Origin of the sequence: Pseudomonas sp. SWRI81 (genome assembly GCF_014268545.1) — a bacterium.
In the GTDB taxonomy this organism is placed as follows: Bacteria; Pseudomonadota; Gammaproteobacteria; order Pseudomonadales; family Pseudomonadaceae; genus Aquipseudomonas; species Aquipseudomonas hamedanensis.
On record NZ_JABWQS010000008.1, the window covers coordinates 35,758 to 53,248 of the forward strand.

A 17,491-nucleotide genomic window follows, 5' to 3' on the forward strand; every position below is an offset into this window, starting at 1 on the left:
GCAAGGTTCAGTGCGTTTGGCATTTTTTCGCGAGCAGGCTCGCTCGCGCAAAAGAGAATGCCGCGAGGGAGCGAGCCTGATTCACTCAGGGCTGGAGGCTGTTTTTGGCAAGCGCTGATCGATGACTTGGTACAGCGCGCTGGTTTCAGGCCAGTTACGCATGAATCGCGCACGGTCGCGGGCGTACGCCGGGGCGAAACTGCCGATAGAACCGTGCTGACACATCGAGTCCAGATCAATCAGCGCCCAGCGATCGTTCTGCCAGAACAGGTTGTGCCCCTTGAAATCACCGTGACTGATGCGCTCGGCAATCAATCGCGCAAACAGCTGATCCAGCGCCTGCAGCTCGGCTTCTGGCGCCTGGCCATTGTCCACGTACGGAGCAAAGCGTTCGATAATGTCCGGTCCGGGCAAGAACTCGGTCACCAGATAGGCGCGACCGCGCAACCACAAAAAGCGTTTTTCGAGCACAGCCAACGGTTTTGGCGTGGCGATGCCGAGGAACGCCAGGCGATTGCCTTCACGCCACGAATGCCAGGCCCGACTCGGGCGCCAGAAGCGTTTGAGCCAATGAGCGAAACCCTTGATGTTGTAGCGCTTGACCAGCAGCGTCCGACCGTCCGCCTGAACCCTGCCGACACTGGCCGCGCCCCCCGTCTTGTACAGGTGTCCCTGCTCGAGCAATGTATCGACCTGTTCGAGTACGGGCAGCATCGCTGGCTCTTCCTCGCGGCGAATGGCACGCAGGCCAAATGCACCGCGCTGAACCGCGAACAAGGTGCATTCCCGGCCAACCTTGATCAGATAATCCTTCATGCGCCAACTGCGCACCTTGTCGATCTGCTTCTGCAGGGCTTCCAGTGGCAATGCATGCTCGCTGTTGCTCAACAGGTAATACACCAGCAATTCTTCGGTAAACGGTTCAAGCGACTTGGGCAACTGGGCAAAGAACACACCGAGGTTTTCCAAGACTTTTTGCCGGGACAATGGCTGGCCCGCGGTCTCGGCGCGAATCCCGGCACCGTCGATCAAGTACAACTGACCACCATGACGCAGCAGATTGTCCAGGTGTAAATCTTCCTGCCAGAGACCTTTGCCGTGCAGTCGGCCGATGGCATCCAGCGCTTCGGCCAACACGGCGGCTTGCTCGTCAGCCAGCGCCGGCAGCGCCTCGACCATCGCCCAGGCATCACCGAGGCTTTCGGCGTCTTCAAGGAACTCAAAAAGCAGCCAGCCACCCTCTCCGTCCCGCAAGCCATCGGCCAACAGCAACGGCGTTGTCATGCCTTGGGCTGCGAGCAACTTGACGCCTTCGAGCTCGCGCTGAAAATGCCGCGCCGCTTTGCTGCCGACCAGCAACTTGGCCAACACCGGCCGGCCGCGCCACACCCCAGCCCCCACGTAGCGCTGCCCCGGCAGAACTCGCAGCAGTGTCAACAGTTGCAGATCGGCGCTGCCGGCCGCATCGGCCAGCGACACCGTCAGCGGCAACGACGGTGTGCGTCCGGCGTTTTTCAGGTCGGACAACTGCATCAACGCGTCTCCTTGTGACTGCGGCGTGCCGTCATGCGCACAAGCCAGCTATCAACCAGCGAACTGTCCGCCGGCTGGTCGAGATAAGCGGCCAGCAATTCGCGCAGTTGCGCATGGCTCCACTGCGGAGCACGGCGCACCAGCGGCTCCAGGTCCCTGACCCGGTCACGCTGGCCGAACAGCAGCGGGCGGTTTTTTTCCAGGTCGATCAACTGCGCCCGATAGTGGTCGCCTGTGGCCTGCATGAAGATGTGCTTGGGATAGAAGCAACCGTGCACCTGACGCCGGCCATGGAGCAGTCGCGCCAGTTGCCCGCAGGCTTTGAGCACGGCCGAGTGCTGCGCCGCGGTCAGATCCGACCAGCGTTGCAGCAGCGAGTCGAGGTCGTCCCAACCGTCCAGCGCCCGGGTCAGGAGAACTGCACGGACTTCGCCCTTGATCTTGCGTTGACCAAAAAACACCGCCTGCAACGCGGGTATGCCCAGCTCGCGATAGCGACTGATATTGCGAAACTCCCGGGCAAAGGTCGGCTCGCCGAAGGGCGCGTGCAAGGTGCGGGTCAGGTAATTGCACTGGCGCTTGAGGTAGAAGGCACGGCCTTCGAGTTCAAGACGAAACACGCTGCTCCAGCCGCCGCCATCGGTATTCGGCTCATCGACCGCCTCCAGTTGCCGGGCCCACAATGCATCGAAGGTGTCGAGGCCGTGGCGCTCAAGCAACGCGCGATCTTCAGCGGCCAGAAAATCAGTCATTCTCGTCCCTCGAAAAATCTCACCACGTGCCGAATGCGTTTCTTGTCGGCTGCATTGAGCCGGTCACACTGGCGGTATTGCAGGTAGAAACGCAAACGCTGGGTGTTGGACAGGTGATATTTGGCGACCTTGTCGAGACACGCCAGATCCTTGGTGATCCGGTACTTGAGCCAGAAGCCCCGCCAAAAATCGCCGTTCGGGCAATCGATCAGAAACAGTTGCGCCTGATCGTCGATCAACAGATTGCGCCACTTCAAGTCGTTATGGGTAAAGCGCTGGTCATGCATTGTCCGGGTATAACCGGCCAGTTGCTGGCTGATGCCGTCCACCCAGGCACGATCCTTGAGCTTGGGGTCCTTGCGCTCGGCCAGCGCCGAGAGGTCCTCGGTACGCGGCAGTTCGCGCGTTATCATCGCCCCACGGTCGTATGCCGCACCGCGTCGTTCAAGGCCCCACGCCACCACTTCAGCGGTGGGAATGCCCCATTTGGCAAAACGCTTGAGGTTCTGCCACTCCATCTTCACCCGCGGCTTGCCCACGTAACGACGCAGGCCTTTACCGGCGCCGACGTAGCGCTTGACGTAATAATTGACGCCGTTGCGCTGCACCCGGATGACTTCCGACAGCGGATCACGGGTCAGGCGCTCGCCCTGCAAGGCAAACACGGCGTCGAGGCTGCCGAAGTCTTCGGCGAGTTCACGGTACTGCGGCTCAAGCGTCCAACCCGCCATCAGAGCGCATCCCCGTAACGCTGCTTGCGCGCATACAACTTGCTGGCCTTGCCTTCCAGCCAGCGCAGCAGCGGCGCTTCTTCAGCCAGGATCTGGCGTAGCGGTTGCTGGAAGTAGCCCTTGAGAAAGCGCAGTTTGTCGCGGCGGGTCAAACCGATGTCCAGCGCGGAAAAATACAGCGCCGCCAGGTCCTTGTCGCGCCAGCGCCGGGTAATGGCCGGACGGGTCTGGGCGCGGTGCAAGTCGATCACCGAGAGCTTGAAGTCATCCGCGGCAACCGGTTTGTCGGTGTGCAGCAGGAAGTGGCAGATGTAGCAGTCGCGGTGATTGACGCCGGCGCGATGCATCATGCCGGTCATGCGCGCGACTTCGGCGATCAGTGCGCGCTTGAGCGTCGGCTCGGGCGGCTGCTTGACCCAGTCGATACTGAAATCTTCGAGGCTGATGGTCGGCGCCAGCTCTTCGGTAACGATGAACGAGTGCTGATCCGCCGGGTTGCTGCCCTTCTCGCCGTAGGCGACAGCGGTCATGGTCGGTACGCCGGCTTCCTGCAGGCGTTGAATGGCCTTCCACTCCTGGCCGGCGCCGAGCACCGGCAGCTTGGCGGTAAGCAGGTTCTTGAAGATCTCGCCCCAGCCGATGCCACGGTGGATCTTGACGAAAAATCCGTTGCCATCGACTTCCGTGCGCAGTGTCCGGCGCGCTTCCAGCTCGCGGTATACCTCGCCCTGCAAGCCTTCGACTTCGGCGAACGGGTCGCGTCCGGCCCAAAGGCTCTTGAACGGTTCAGCCAGCATCAACTTCATTAAGCGTGCTCCGCCAGAATCACATCGGCCGCATGTTGCGGCATGCTGTAGAGGTCGGCCGTTTCGGCGAAGGCCAGGCCGTTGCGGCTCCACGCTGCGCGGGCAGCGTCGTTGCTCAACATCTCGCTCAGATATCGGGTCAGTTGCGCCTGCTCGAACGGCTCGTCCAGCACTCGCCCTGCGTCCGCCTCGGCAATGTAATGGGCGTAACCGCAGACCGCGCTGACCAATACCGGCAAGCCGGCGACCAGCGCTTCAAGCAGCACCGTACCGGTGTTTTCGTTGTACGCAGGATGAATCAGCAGATCGGCGCCCAACAGAAAACGCGGGATATCGCTGCGTCCCTTGAGGAAAGTCACATTGTCGCCCAAGCCCAACGTTGCACTCTGCATCTGGAATAATTTGGGGTCATCCTGGCCGATTACAAACAGCCGGGTGCGTTTTCGCAATTCGGCTGGCAATGCCGCCAGCGCTTTCAGGCTGCGATCGACACCCTTGGTCTTGAACCCGGAACCGATCTGCACCAGCAGCAGCTCGTCATCTTTCAGATCGAATTCAGCGCGAAAACCGGCGCGAATCTCATCGGCATCCGCCGGACGACGACGATCCTGAGCAATGCCCGGCGGCAGCAGATGGAAGCGCTCAAGCGGCGTGCCGTAGTGCTTGATGAACAGCGGCTGCTGCACTTCGGAAATCATCAGCACTTCAGTCTTCGCGTCTTTGGCGAACACCGCGCGCTCATACTCGGCGAAGTGGCGATAACGGCCCCAGCGGCGGTACAGCGAGTTGCGCAGGTTCTGCGCCTTGTCTTCGAAACAGCCGTCGGCGGCGTAGTAGACGTCCAGGCCTGGCATCTTGTTGAAGCCGATCAGGCGGTCCACCGGGCGCCTGGCCAGATCCGCCGCCATCCAGGCACTGAGTTTTTCATTGCGACGGTGATTGAAGAATGCCTTGACCGGCGCCACCAGCACTTCGAAACCGGGCGGTACATCGCCCTCCCAGATCAGCGTGTACACACGAATCTGATGGCCGCGTTTCTGGCATTCGAGGGCGATGCGCATAAAGTCGCGCTGCAAGCCACCGAACGGGAAATATTTGTACAGGACGAATGCCAATTGCATCAGCGCAGCTCCTCAGCCATTAACAACGTGCTCAGTCGGCTGGCGACACGCTCGGGGTTTACACGCGTGAAGCACAACGGCTGCTCACGCTTGAGGTCAAACTGACGGGCATCCTGCGCAGTCGGTTGATAGGTGCATTTCTTTTGCAGGCACGGTGCACACGGGAAGTCGCTGCCCAAGTGAATCTGCAACTTGCCGTAAGCTCCGGTCAGACCCGGATTGGTCGGGCCGAACAGCGAGATAGTCGGCACGTCCAGCGCCGCAGCCAGATGGCCGAGACCGGTGTCCACCGCTACGCAGGCTTGCGCGCCGGCGAGGACTTTGCCGACGCCGGCCAGATTCAGTTTTGGCAGCACTTCGGCGTGCTTGAAACCCGCGGCTATGCGTTCGGCACGGGCTTTTTCCTGCGGGTTGCCCCACGGCAGCTTGACGCCCACGCCCAGATAGCCGACGCGTTCGGTCAGTTCGCGCCAGTAGGCTTCAGGCCAGTGCTTGCTGTCCCAGGTGGTGCCATGGAGGAACACGACGAAGGCGCTCTTGCGCGGCAGCTCGACCAGGCGCTCGACGTTGAGGCCGTAATCGCCGAGACCTTTGGGCAAGTCATAGCCCAGCGCAATGGCGAACAACTGGCGCACGCGCTCGACGGCGTGCTGCCCACGGGCCACGGCCAGTTTGCGGTCGTAGAAACGTGCGGCCATCGGCTCACGGGCCGAACCTTTATCGAGGCCGGCAACCGGGGCCTTGACGTAGCGAGTCAGCCAGGCGCTTTTCAGCAGGCCCTGGGCATCGATCACCAGATCGTATCGATTGGTGCGCACGCTTTGCTTGAAGCGTTTCCACTCGCCGCTGGTAAGCGTCTTCCAAAGGTTCTTGCGCCAGCGACGGATCGCCACCGGAATGACTTTATCGACGGCCGGGTGCCACGTCGGGATTTCGCCGAAGCCTTCTTCCACAACCCAGTCGAACTTGATTCCGGGGATCGCCCGGGCGGCGTCGGTCAGCGCTGGCAGCGCGTGAATCACGTCGCCCAGCGATGAAGTCTTGATCAACAGTACCCGCAAGTTAATGAACCTCGACCACGGAGCCTTGCAACTTCTGCAAGGCATCATTGACCGCGTCCGGCATCAGCTGGCGCAGGCAGTTGTAATGGCCGAAACGGCAGGTCCGGTCGAAGCAGGGACTGCATTCGATACCCAGCCGAACGACCTCGACATGTTCGGCCAGCGGCGGCGTGAAGCCCGGCGAGGTCGAGCCGTAGACGGCGACCAGCGGACGGTTCAATGCGGCGGCGACGTGCATCAGGCCGGAGTCGTTGGAGACCACTGAATCAGCGCAGGACAGCAGGTCGATGGCTTCGGCCAGCGAGGTGTCGCCGCTGAGGTTGACCGACTCTTCACGCAGACCGGGAATCAGCCGTGCGCGGATGTCTTCGCCCACCGCGTGATCATTTTTCGAGCCAAACAGCCACACCTGCCAGCCTTCGCGGATGCGCGCTTCGGCGACTTTGGCGTAATGCTCGGACGGCCAGCGCTTGGACTCGCCGAACTCGGCGCCGGGGCACAGGGCCAACACCGGCCGGTCGAGGGTCAGACCGAACTTGCCCAGCGCGGCTTCGCGAGTCACCGGGTCGATCTGCAGGCTCGGGCGGGGATAGGGTTTGGGCAGCTCGACGTTCGGCTCGAAGGCCAGAGCCATGAAGCGCTCGATCATCAGCGGATAACGTTCTTTGTCGAGGGTGCGCACGTCGTTGAGCAGGCCATAGCGGAACTCGCCGCGCCAGCCAGTACGTTTCGGGATGCCGGCGAAAAACGGCACCAGCGCCGACTTCAGCGAGTTAGGCAGCAGGATCGCCTGATCGTACTGGCCGGCCAGAGTTTTGCCGATACGCCGACGGGTCGCCAATTCGAGCGCACCGTGGCCGAGCGGGAAGCTCAAGGCCTTGCGCACTTCAGGCATGCGCTCAAGGATCGGCCGGCTCCACTCGGGGGCCAGCACGTCGATTGCGCATTGCGGGTGGCGCTGTTTGAGACACTGAAACAGTGTCTGCGCCATTACCATGTCACCGACCCAACTGGGCCCAACGATCAGAATATTCATGTGCTTTCCAAAAACGAACCGGGGAGGCATTTACGCCTCCCCGCCTCGAGAATTCTACAAACATTGTAGATCGACTATGGGAGCGGGCGGCTCGCGAAAGGGCCTATCCATTCAACATTTCTGCCGTCCGACACTCCGCCTTCGCGGGCAAGCCCGCTCCCACAGGGTTTTGCATTCACTTCCACATCTGCCATTCAGCGCAGATCCACTGTGGGAGCGGGCCTGCTCGCGAAAGGGCCGGTACATCCAACATCAATGTCGTCTGACACTCCGTCTTCGCGAGCAGGCTCACTTCTACAGGGTTTTGCATTCATTCACACATCTGCCATCCAGCGCAGATTCACGGTGGGAGCGGGCTTGCTCGCGAAAGGGCCGGCACATCCAGCATCAATGTCGTCTGACACTCCGTCTTCGCGGGCAAGCCCGCTCCCACAGGGTTTTGCATTCACTCACACATCTGCCATTCAGCGCAGATTCACTGTGGGAGCGGGCTTGCTCGCGAAAGGGCTGGCACATCCAGCATCAGTGTCGTCTGACACTCCGTCTTCGCGAGCAGGCTCACTCCTACAGGGTTTTGCATTCACTCGCATATCTGCGTCTCAGCGCAGATCCACTGTGGGAGCGGGCTTGCTCGCGAAAGAGCTAGCACATCCAGCGTCAGTGTCGCCTGACACTCCGCCTTCGCGGGCAAGCCCGCCCCCACAGGGTGTTGGCTGCTGCATAAACCGTTTCAGCCTAGCCCCATCTCCCGCCAGATTCGCATGACCTGGCGGCGCTCTTCGGCAAACTGGTCGCCCGGGATCACCCCGGCATCCTTCTGCAATGCCTGCCGGTGGGCGGCTGAGCGGTAGGCTTTGTAGGCCTCGCGCAACAAGCTGGCATCTTCGGCGGGCATCAGCCCTTGGTGTTCCAGCTCTTCCAGAATGCGGATGTTATCGGTCCAGCGTAGCAATGGCGGATGACTTTGCGACCACGCCAGAGCCGCGTATTGCACCATAAATTCAATATCGACGATACCTCCGGCGTCCTGCTTGAGGTCGAAGGGCGCGGTGGCCTCGAAGGCATTTGCCGCGGTCCCGGCCGCGGTGCTCCGGGTGCCAAGGTTATCGCGCATCTTCGCGCGCATTTCGCTGACTTCCTGTTGCAACGTCGCCAGATCACGCGCTTTGCCCAATACCTGCGCACGGACTTTCTCGAAGGCCTGGCCGACATCGGCGCTGCCAACCAGCACCCGTGCGCGCACGAGGGCCTGATGCTCCCACGTCCACGCTTCATTTTCCTGGTAGCGGGCAAACGCGCCGAGGGAACTCACCAGCAACCCCGCCGCACCGGAGGGCCGCAAGCGCATGTCCACTTCGTAGAGCTGGCCGGAGTTGGTCTGTGCCGTCAGCAAATGAATGATCCGCTGGCCCAGTCGGGTGAAGAACTGCGCACCATCGATCGACTTCGGCCCGTCGGTTTCTGCCTGCGGATCGCCATCGTGAATGAACACCAGATCCAGATCCGAACCGTGCCCCAGCTCCAGCCCGCCGACCTTGCCATAACCGACGATGATGAAGCCGGGATCGCACAGCGTACCGTCAGTGCGCAACGGCGTGCCGTACTTGGCCACGGTCTGGCGCCAGGCCAGCGCCAGCACTTGCTCAAGAATGGCCTCGGCCAGCCAGGTCAGGTAATCGCTGACCTTCATCAGCGGCAGGCTGCCAGCAATTTCCGAGGCGGCGACCCGTAAGCGGTGTGCCAGTTTGAAATGGCGCAGGGCTTCCATCTGCTGTTCAAGGTCGTCTTCAGGGATCCGTGTCAATCGCTCGCGCAGTTCTGCCGCAAGCTCCGGCGCCAACGGCGGCTTGAACAGGCGGCCTTCGTTGAGCAATTCGTCAAGCAGCAACGGGAAGCGGGTGATCTGCTCGGCGATCCACGGACTCGCCGCGCACAGCGTCAGCAAGCGGCGCAGCGCACCGGGATTTTCTGTCAGCAACACGAGATAGGCCGAACGCCGCGCCACCGCTTCCACTAACGGCAACACGCGCTCAAGCACCAGATCCGGATTGGCATGCTCCACCGCTTGCGCGATCAGGCGCGGGATGAAAGCGTCGAGCCGCTCGCGCCCCAGACGCTGCATCGCGCGCAATTGCGGACTGCCGCGCAAACCGGCCAGCGCCTTCAGGGCTTTGCTCGCATCGGCAAAACCGCCCTCCTGCAACTGACGGCACGCGGCCTCTTCGTCCTGCACCTCCTCCCACAGCGGCAGCCATTCGCCGCCCACCACCACTTCGCTTGCGGCGCCTTCGTCCTCGTCGGGATCAGCAATCACCTGGGCGAAATGCCAGGCGACACGACCGCGCCAATACATGAGCTTTTCATGAAAAGCCTCCCAGTCGGCGAAGCCAAGCATGAAAGCAATCCGCGCCTGATCCTGCGCGCCCTCCGGCAGCATCTGGGTCTGACGGTCGGCGATGGCCTGGATGGCGTGTTCGGTGTAACGCAGGAACTCATAACCCTCGCGCAATTCACTGACCACCGCCGGCGGCAAATAGCCCTGCCCTTCCAGCGTACTCAGCACCTTTAATAGAGGGCGCTGTTGCAGGCTCAGATCGCGACCACCGTGAATCAACTGGAACGCCTGGGCGATGAACTCGACTTCACGAATGCCACCGGAGCCCAGCTTGATATTGTCGGCCATGCCTTTGCGCCGCACTTCCTGCTGGATCAATTGCTTCATGGTGCGCAGCGCTTCGATCGCCGAGAAGTCCAGATAGCGCCGATAAACGAACGGCCGCAGCATTTCCAGCAACTGGGCACCGGCCACCTGATCGCCGGCGACCACACGCGCCTTGATCATCGCATAGCGCTCCCAGTCGCGACCCTGATCCTGGTAATACTGCTCCAGCGCATTGAAGCTGAGCACCAGCGCACCGGACGAGCCGTACGGACGCAGGCGCATGTCGACACGGAAGACGAAGCCGTCGACGGTCATCGGGTCCAGCGCTTTGATCAGGCGTTGACCGAGGCGGATGAAGAACTCCTGATTATCCAGCGAACGTTTCACGCCGACGGTTTCGCCGCCCTCGGGGTAGGCGAAGATCAGGTCGATGTCCGAGGACAGATTCAACTCGACCGCGCCCAGCTTGCCCATGCCGAGGATCACCATGGGCTGGGGCAGACCGCTGCGGCGGCCGGTCGGCGTACCGAATTGTTCGCAATGGCGGCTGTACAGCCACTGATAGGCTTGATCAATGCAGGCGTCGGCCATGTCCGAGAGATCGCGGCAGGTCTGCACCAGATCGGCCTGACGCGTCAGGTCGCGCCAGATGATCCGCACCTGATGCCGGGCGCGCTGACGACGCAAGGCACGGCCGAGCTCATCCTCGCTTTGCGCGGCGTTCACCGCGGCGGCCATCTGAGCACACAGCTCACCCGGCGCGAAGGCCCGGTCGAGTTCGCCGGACTGCACCAGCGAGAGCAACATCAAAGGGTCACGAACGCTCTGTTCAATGACAAACTCGCTGGCGGCGGTGACGCGGGCGAACTGCGCCCAGCGCTCCGGCGTCCAGCTCGACAGGCCATGATCGTCCTCCAGTGAGGCGACAGCCGTACGGAACGACTGCTCGGATCGGCTGACCAACGGCAAGAGGATGGCGGGCAGTTCGGCAAGCACGGGCAGGGTCATGGTCTATCCTTGATCGGCGTGTAAATGGCCGCTTGTAGTGAATGATGAAAACCCGCTACGCGAAGGACTGTCGAACAAAAGTTAGAAATAGCTGAAATTTCTTCTTCTTTAGCATTCAGCATCAAACTTTCACCTTATTCGGATGGAAATCGACCCACCTTAACGATTATTCTCACAACGCAGTCGGAGGCCACAAGCCTTTCATCTGTAGTTTTACTACTCGTCTATACATTCGAAAGGCTGAAATGCCGGAAGATTTGTAGTAAAACTACACGCCGCCGGAACAACCTGTCGGCAATCCAAGAATTTTAAATCGTCTGCCCACAAGGCCAGTCGCAAACTCAGGCAACCGATTCTGGAAGCCTTTCCGCCCTGGAGCAAGCCATGCAAGACCTCGATCCCGTCGAAACCCAGGAATGGCTGGACGCCCTGGAATCGGTTCTCGACAAAGAAGGCGAAGACCGTGCTCACTATCTGATGACCCGTATGGGTGAACTGGCGACCCGCAGCGGTTCGCAGCTCCCTTACGCCATCACCACGCCTTACCGCAACACGATCCCCGTGACCCACGAAGCACGCATGCCTGGCGACCTGTTCATGGAACGCCGCATTCGCTCGCTGGTACGCTGGAACGCGATGGCCATGGTAATGCGCACAAACCTGCGAGATTCGGACCTGGGCGGTCACATCTCCAGCTTCGCTTCCAGTGCGACCCTGTATGACATCGGCTTCAACTACTTCTTCCAGGCCCCGACCGACGAACACGGCGGCGACCTGATCTACTTCCAGGGCCACACCTCGCCAGGCGTCTACGCCCGCGCATTCATGGAAGGCCGCATCACCGAAGACCAGATGAACAACTTCCGCCAGGAAGTCGACGGTCAGGGCCTGTCGTCCTACCCGCACCCTTGGCTGATGCCTGACTTCTGGCAGTTCCCGACCGTTTCGATGGGTCTGGGCCCGATCCAGGCGATCTACCAGGCACGCTTCATGAAGTACCTGGAACACCGCGGTTTCATCCAGCCGGGCAAACAGAAAGTCTGGTGCTTCCTGGGCGACGGCGAGTGCGACGAGCCGGAATCCCTGGGCGCGATCTCCCTGGCCGGCCGCGAGAAGCTGGACAACCTGATTTTCGTCATCAACTGCAACCTGCAGCGCCTCGACGGCCCGGTTCGCGGCAACGGCAAGATTATCCAGGAGCTCGAAGGCGTGTTCCGCGGTGCCCAGTGGAACGTAACCAAAGTCATCTGGGGCCGTTTCTGGGACCCACTGCTGGCCAAAGACGTCGACGGCATCCTGCAACGCCGCATGGACGAAGTCATCGACGGCGAGTACCAGAACTACAAAGCCAAAGACGGCGCGTTCGTGCGTGAGCACTTCTTCAACACGCCTGAACTCAAGGCGATGGTTGCAGACTTGTCCGACGACGAGATCTGGAAACTCAACCGTGGCGGCCACGACCCGTACAAGGTCTACGCGGCGTACCACGAAGCGGTCAACCACAAAGAACAACCGACCGTCATCCTCGCCAAGACCATCAAGGGTTATGGCACCGGTGCCGGCGAAGCGAAAAACACTGCGCACAACACCAAGAAGGTTGATGTCGAGAGCCTGAAGCTGTTCCGCGACCGCTTCGACATTCCGGTCAAGGACGAAGAGCTGGAGAACCTGCCGTTCTTCAAGCCAGAGCCGAATAGCGCTGAAGGCCGTTATCTGGCCGAGCGCCGTGCCGCACTGGGCGGTTTCGTGCCACAGCGCCGCGCACAGAGCTTCAGCGTACCGACGCCGGATCTGGACACCCTCAAGGCTATCCTCGATGGCTCGGGCGACCGCGAAATTTCCACCACCATGGCCTTCGTGCGGATCCTCGCGCAACTGGTCAAGGACAAGGAAATCGGCCCGCGCATCGTTCCGATCATCCCGGACGAAGCCCGTACCTTCGGTATGGAAGGCATGTTCCGCCAGCTGGGCATCTACTCCTCCGTCGGCCAGCTCTACGAGCCAGTCGATAAAGACCAGGTGATGTTCTACAAGGAAGACCAGAAAGGTCAGATCCTTGAAGAAGGCATCAACGAAGCGGGCGCCATGAGCTCGTTCATCGCTGCCGGTACTTCGTACTCCAGCCACAACCAGCCGATGCTGCCGTTCTACATCTTCTATTCGATGTTCGGCTTCCAGCGGATCGGCGATCTAGCCTGGGCCGCTGGCGACAGCCGTACCCGTGGCTTCCTGATCGGCGGCACCGCCGGCCGTACCACCCTGAACGGTGAAGGCCTGCAGCACGAAGACGGTCACAGCCACCTGCTGGCCGCGACCATCCCGAACTGCCGCACCTACGATCCGACCTACGGCTACGAGCTGGCGGTGATCATTCAGGACGGCATGAAGAAGATGACCGAAGAGCAACAGGACATCTTCTATTACATCACCGTGATGAACGAGTCGTACCAGCAGCCAGCCATGCCGGCCGGTGCCGAAGAAGGCATCAAGAAAGGCATGTATCTGCTCGAAGAAGACACTCGCGATGCGGCGCACCACGTTCAGTTGATGGGCTCCGGCACCATCCTGCGCGAAGTGCGTGAAGCGGCGAAGATCCTGCGTGAAGAGTTCAACGTCGGCGCTGACGTCTGGAGCGTTACCAGCTTCAACGAACTGCGTCGCGACGGCCTGGCCGTAGAGCGCAGCAACCGTCTCAAGCCTGGCCAGAAGCCTAAGCTGAGCTACGTCGAAGAGTGCCTGAACGGCCGTAAAGGCCCGGTTATCGCCTCTACCGACTACATGAAACTGTTCGCCGAGCAGATCCGTCAGTGGGTTCCGTCCAAGGAATTCAAAGTCTTGGGCACCGACGGTTTCGGCCGCAGCGACAGCCGCAAGAAACTGCGTCATTTCTTCGAAGTCGACCGTCATTTCGTGGTGTTGGCAGCCCTGGAAGCACTGGCTGACCGTGGTGATATCGAACCTAAAGTGGTGGCCGAGGCCATCGTCAAGTTCGGCATCGACCCGGAAAAACGCAACCCACTGGACTGCTGAGGAGACATTTTGTGAGCGAACTCATTCGCGTACCTGACATCGGCAGCGGTGAAGGTGAAGTAATTGAATTGTTTGTGAAGGTCGGCGACCGTATCGAAGCCGATCAGAGCATCCTGACCCTGGAATCTGACAAGGCCAGCATGGAAGTGCCTGCCCCGAAGGCCGGCGTCATCAAGAGCCTGAAAGTGAAGCTGGGCGACCGCCTGAAAGAAGGCGACGAACTGCTGGAGCTGGAAGTCGAGGGCGCTGCTGAAGCCGCCCCGGCCCCCGCTGCTGCGCCAGCCGCCAAAACTGAAGAAAAACCGACTGCCGCACCTGCAGCCGCCGCACCCGCCGCTGCTCCTGCTGCCGCTTCGGTACAGCAAGTGCATGTGCCGGACATCGGTTCGTCGGGCAAGGCGCAAATCATCGAGATCCAGGTCAAGGTCGGCGATACCGTCGAGGCTGATCAATCGCTGATCACTCTGGAATCCGACAAGGCGAGCATGGAAATCCCCTCGCCTGCCGCTGGCGTGGTCAAGGCCATCAGCGTCAAGCTCAACGACGAAGTCGGCACCGGCGACCTGATTCTGGATCTGGAAGTGGCAGGTGCTGCGGCCCCCGCTGCTGCCGCTCCGGCTCAGGCTGCCGCGCCTGCTGCCGCTGCGCCAGCCCCGACGGCTGCTCCGGCGGCACCGGCCGCTGACACTGTTCAGGACATTCATGTCCCGGACATCGGTTCGGCAGGCAAGGCGAAGATCATCGAAGTGCTGGTCAAGGCGGGCGATACCGTCGAAGCCGACCAGTCGCTGATCACCTTGGAATCCGACAAGGCGAGCATGGAAATTCCATCGCCTGCCGCCGGCGTGGTCGAAAGCGTTTCGATCAAGCTGGATGACGAAGTGGGCACCGGCGATCTGATTCTGAAGCTGAAAGTCAAAGGCGCGGCACCTGCTGCTGCCCCGGCTCCAGCGGCTGCGCCAAGCGCTCCGGCCCCTGCCGCTGCTGCTCCGGCTGCACCGGCTGCCCCCGCCGCTCCAGCCGCTGCACCGGCCAAGCCAGGCGCGAAAGTTCACGCCGGCCCCGCCGTGCGTCAACTGGCCCGTGAGTTCGGCGTCGAGCTGAGCGCCGTCGGCGCCAGCGGTCCGCACGGTCGCATCCTGAAAGAAGACGTGCAGGTTTACGTCAAGGCAATGATGCAGAAGGCCAAGGAAGCACCGGCCGCTGCCGGCGCTACCGGTGGCGCGGGCATCCCGCCGATCCCGGTCGTCGACTTCAGCCGTTTCGGCGAAATCGAAGAAGTGCCGATGACCCGCCTGATGCAGGTCGGCGCGGCCAACCTGCACCGCAGCTGGCTGAACGTGCCACACGTGACGCAATTCGACTCGGCAGATATCACCGAGCTGGAAGCTTTCCGTGTCGCGCAAAAAGCCGTGGCCGAGAAGGCTGGCGTCAAGCTGACCATCCTGCCGCTGCTGCTCAAGACCTGCGCGCATTTGCTCAAGGAACTGCCGGACTTCAACAGTTCGCTGGCACCAAGCGGCAAGGCGATCATCCGCAAGAAATACGTGAACATCGGCTTCGCCGTCGACACCCCGGATGGCCTGCTCGTACCGGTCATCAAGAACGTCGACCAGAAGAGTCTGCTGCAACTGGCGGCCGAAGCAGCTTCGCTGGCTGAAAAAGCTCGCACCAAGAAGCTGTCCTCGGACGAGATGCAAGGCGCCTGTTTCACCATTTCCAGCCTCGGTCATATTGGCGGCACCGGCTTCACGCCGATCGTCAACGCGCCGGAAGTGGCGATCCTCGGTGTTTCCAAGGCCACCATCCAGCCTGTCTGGGATGGCAAAGCCTTCCAGCCGAAGCTGATGCTGCCACTGTCGCTGTCCTACGATCACCGCGTGATCAATGGTGCTGCAGCTGCACGCTTCACCCAGCGTCTGGGCAGCCTGTTGGGCGACATCCGCACGATCCTGCTGTAACTCAAACGGCCCTCCAGCCACGGAGGGCCGTTTGCTGCACCCTTTCGAGCGCCACACGCTCGTACCTCAACCCCGTCAGTTTGGCGGGGCTTTTTTTTGCCTGAAGAAAACCACCCCGCATATTTCCCACAAGTAGCGCTGACATCGGCCACAAGCTGCGTCAACTTCACGCCAATATTTTTATTCGCCACACAACTAACCTTAAAACAGCAACGCCAACTAACAGCGCCGCGCAAAATATAACTTTATCCTGCCTTCATTCGAACGGACTCGACATGTTAAAACCAACCATTGGCCCGATCATCGGCCACGTTACAACTAACCACGCGCGAATATTTATTCGCGGTAATTCACAACACAACGCATTGGTATTTGCCGCCCTGCGTTATCGCACATACGGAACAACACAATGGGCAAAGCCTATTTTCGTGCAGCTCAGTGAACGGCGTGATATGTCCGATGTTTTCGCGCTCAACAACTTGAGTAGCGATACCGAATACGAATACCAGACAGGCTGGTTCAGCCCGATGAGTCCGGTACATACCAGGGACAGCGTCGCGGAGTTGCCCCTGCAATGGCCACGGGAAATCTACCGCCTGCGCACGCGTTCCACTAAGCCCGTGCAATCCAGAGCGTACATAGTCGGGTCGTGCCGCTACTTGCGCATGACCGCCGGCATCGCCTCGCTGCCGCAACTGGGCGACCGTATATTCGCTTCGATCAACCAATTGATTGAAGGCGCACAACCGCCGATCAGCGCAACATTGATGACCGGCGATCAAATCTATGTCGACGACTTGAACGTGATTGCCCCGGACCGGGAATACAAAGACATACTTGCCAAATACCGGGCAGCCTTTTCACAGCCCAACATTCAACGCCTGATGTCCGGCACATCGACTTATATGATCCTCGATGATCATGAAATCGAAGACAACTGGCCGGCCAACGCAAGCAAGTCCGACAGCGACTTGTATCGCAATGCCATGGCTGCCTACGAGTTGTATCAGGTCAGCCACAGCCCGGCCCATGAACTAACTTCTACTGGCCAGATAAACCATGCCAAACTTGATCATTACTGGTATCAGTTCAGCGACGGTGATATCGAATGGTTTGTTACCGACAGCCGCACGCGGCGTAACTTGTCGGCCGATGACCGCCGCATTCTGGATGAAGAGCAGGAACTGGCACTACTCAAATGGCTGATAAACAGCCCTGCGCGCGTCAAGTTTGTGGTAACCAGCGTGATGTTCTATCCGGATCGCAAACTCCACGGCGACGACGCCTGGAAGAGCTTTCCCGAGCAACGTCTGCGCTTGCTGGAAACCATCCGTACCCGGCGGATCAAAAACGTCGTGTTCGTCTCCGGCGATGTTCACGGCTCGCTCACCAGTCGCCTGACTCACAGCAACTACCCGGATTTCGAAGTTCACACCATCGTCTCTTCACCGCTGTGCAACAGCAAGCTGTTGCCCTATGCCAAGGCCTCCACTTTTATCCTCGATCAACCACTGGCGCGCACGGCTGCCGGTGATTATCGGCATGAGTTGACCAGTGCCGTGGTCAGCCAGGACAACTTTGCGCACGTGGTCGTCGACGCTGATCGGATTGTGGTGAATTACCATGATCGCGATGGCAAACCGCTGCAGTCGATCACGCTGAAACTGCGCTGAAACCCAAAAAAATCGCAGCCTTCGGCAGCTTCTACATGGGTATGCGTTCCCTGTCGGGACTGCCGAAGGCTGCGATCATTTGATCTTTTCTGACACCCGCTGGAGAAATGTTCGTTG

Annotated in this window: 11 protein-coding genes; 3 read left to right on the forward strand and 8 right to left on the reverse strand. The window is 60.6% G+C overall.

What is annotated here, in order from left to right:
* Positions 1-81: 81 nt before the first annotated feature.
* The 8 genes from HU765_RS07470 to glnE form a co-directional block, all read right to left on the reverse strand.
* Positions 82-1,533: a lipopolysaccharide kinase InaA family protein gene (locus HU765_RS07470; RefSeq protein ID WP_186619582.1), complete on the reverse strand. Its 1,452-nt coding sequence runs from the start codon at positions 1,531-1,533 to the stop codon at positions 82-84.
* Positions 1,533-2,285 (reverse strand): lipopolysaccharide kinase InaA family protein, encoded by a 753-nt coding sequence (locus tag HU765_RS07475; RefSeq protein ID WP_186619583.1) that lies wholly within the window; start codon positions 2,283-2,285, stop codon positions 1,533-1,535. The genes HU765_RS07470 and HU765_RS07475 overlap by 1 nt, the downstream gene beginning before the upstream one ends.
* Positions 2,282-3,016 (reverse strand): lipopolysaccharide kinase InaA family protein, encoded by a 735-nt coding sequence (locus HU765_RS07480; RefSeq protein ID WP_186619584.1) that lies wholly within the window; start codon positions 3,014-3,016, stop codon positions 2,282-2,284. The genes HU765_RS07475 and HU765_RS07480 overlap by 4 nt, the downstream gene beginning before the upstream one ends.
* Positions 3,016-3,822 (reverse strand): lipopolysaccharide core heptose(I) kinase RfaP, encoded by an 807-nt coding sequence (rfaP, locus tag HU765_RS07485; RefSeq protein ID WP_186619585.1) that lies wholly within the window; start codon positions 3,820-3,822, stop codon positions 3,016-3,018. Before rfaP ends, HU765_RS07480 begins: the two co-directional genes overlap by 1 nt.
* A complete protein-coding gene (locus tag HU765_RS07490) occupies positions 3,822-4,943 on the reverse strand; it encodes a glycosyltransferase family 4 protein (RefSeq protein ID WP_186619586.1) in 1,122 nt (373 codons plus the stop codon). The genes rfaP and HU765_RS07490 overlap by 1 nt, the downstream gene beginning before the upstream one ends.
* Entirely contained in the window at positions 4,943-6,004 is a 1,062-nt protein-coding gene (waaC, locus tag HU765_RS07495; protein WP_186549434.1) for a lipopolysaccharide heptosyltransferase I, read from the reverse strand. Before waaC ends, HU765_RS07490 begins: the two co-directional genes overlap by 1 nt.
* Position 6,005: 1 nt before the next feature.
* Positions 6,006-7,040: a lipopolysaccharide heptosyltransferase II gene (gene waaF, locus HU765_RS07500; protein ID WP_186619587.1), complete on the reverse strand. Its 1,035-nt coding sequence runs from the start codon at positions 7,038-7,040 to the stop codon at positions 6,006-6,008.
* Positions 7,041-7,770: 730 nt separating this feature from the next.
* Positions 7,771-10,710: a bifunctional [glutamate--ammonia ligase]-adenylyl-L-tyrosine phosphorylase/[glutamate--ammonia-ligase] adenylyltransferase gene (gene glnE, locus HU765_RS07505; RefSeq protein WP_186619588.1), complete on the reverse strand. Its 2,940-nt coding sequence runs from the start codon at positions 10,708-10,710 to the stop codon at positions 7,771-7,773.
* A gap of 384 nt (positions 10,711-11,094) precedes the next feature.
* Here glnE and aceE point away from each other — a divergent pair, with 384 nt between their 5' ends.
* The 3 genes from aceE (at position 11,095) to HU765_RS07520 (ending at position 17,374) form a co-directional block, all read left to right on the forward strand.
* Complete coding sequence (gene aceE, locus HU765_RS07510) at positions 11,095-13,740, forward strand: pyruvate dehydrogenase (acetyl-transferring), homodimeric type (RefSeq protein WP_186549437.1); 2,646 nt, start codon at positions 11,095-11,097, stop codon at positions 13,738-13,740.
* An 11-nt stretch (positions 13,741-13,751) separates the two neighbouring features.
* Positions 13,752-15,701: a dihydrolipoyllysine-residue acetyltransferase gene (gene aceF, locus HU765_RS07515; protein ID WP_186619589.1), complete on the forward strand. Its 1,950-nt coding sequence runs from the start codon at positions 13,752-13,754 to the stop codon at positions 15,699-15,701.
* Positions 15,702-15,976: 275 nt separating this feature from the next.
* The gene (locus HU765_RS07520) at positions 15,977-17,374 is read left to right on the forward strand and encodes an alkaline phosphatase D family protein (protein ID WP_186619590.1); all 1,398 of its coding nucleotides are present in this window, start codon (positions 15,977-15,979) and stop codon (positions 17,372-17,374) included.
* Positions 17,375-17,491 lie beyond the last annotated feature (117 nt).

What these genes read in the sequence shown, in the direction of transcription:
- HU765_RS07470 (WP_186619582.1), bottom strand. Translation starts at nt 1,533, where the DNA reads ATGCAGTTGTCCGACCTGAAAAACGCCGGACGCACACCGTCGTTGCCG.
- HU765_RS07475 (WP_186619583.1), bottom strand. Translation starts at nt 2,285, where the DNA reads ATGACTGATTTTCTGGCCGCTGAAGATCGCGCGTTGCTTGAGCGCCAC.
- HU765_RS07480 (WP_186619584.1), bottom strand. Translation starts at nt 3,016, where the DNA reads ATGGCGGGTTGGACGCTTGAGCCGCAGTACCGTGAACTCGCCGAAGAC.
- rfaP (WP_186619585.1), bottom strand. Translation starts at nt 3,822, where the DNA reads ATGAAGTTGATGCTGGCTGAACCGTTCAAGAGCCTTTGGGCCGGACGC.
- HU765_RS07490 (WP_186619586.1), bottom strand. Translation starts at nt 4,943, where the DNA reads ATGCAATTGGCATTCGTCCTGTACAAATATTTCCCGTTCGGTGGCTTG.
- waaF (WP_186619587.1), bottom strand. Translation starts at nt 7,040, where the DNA reads ATGAATATTCTGATCGTTGGGCCCAGTTGGGTCGGTGACATGGTAATG.
- glnE (WP_186619588.1), bottom strand. Translation starts at nt 10,710, where the DNA reads ATGACCCTGCCCGTGCTTGCCGAACTGCCCGCCATCCTCTTGCCGTTG.
- aceE (WP_186549437.1), top strand. Translation starts at nt 11,095, where the DNA reads ATGCAAGACCTCGATCCCGTCGAAACCCAGGAATGGCTGGACGCCCTG.
- HU765_RS07520 (WP_186619590.1), top strand. Translation starts at nt 15,977, where the DNA reads ATGTTAAAACCAACCATTGGCCCGATCATCGGCCACGTTACAACTAAC.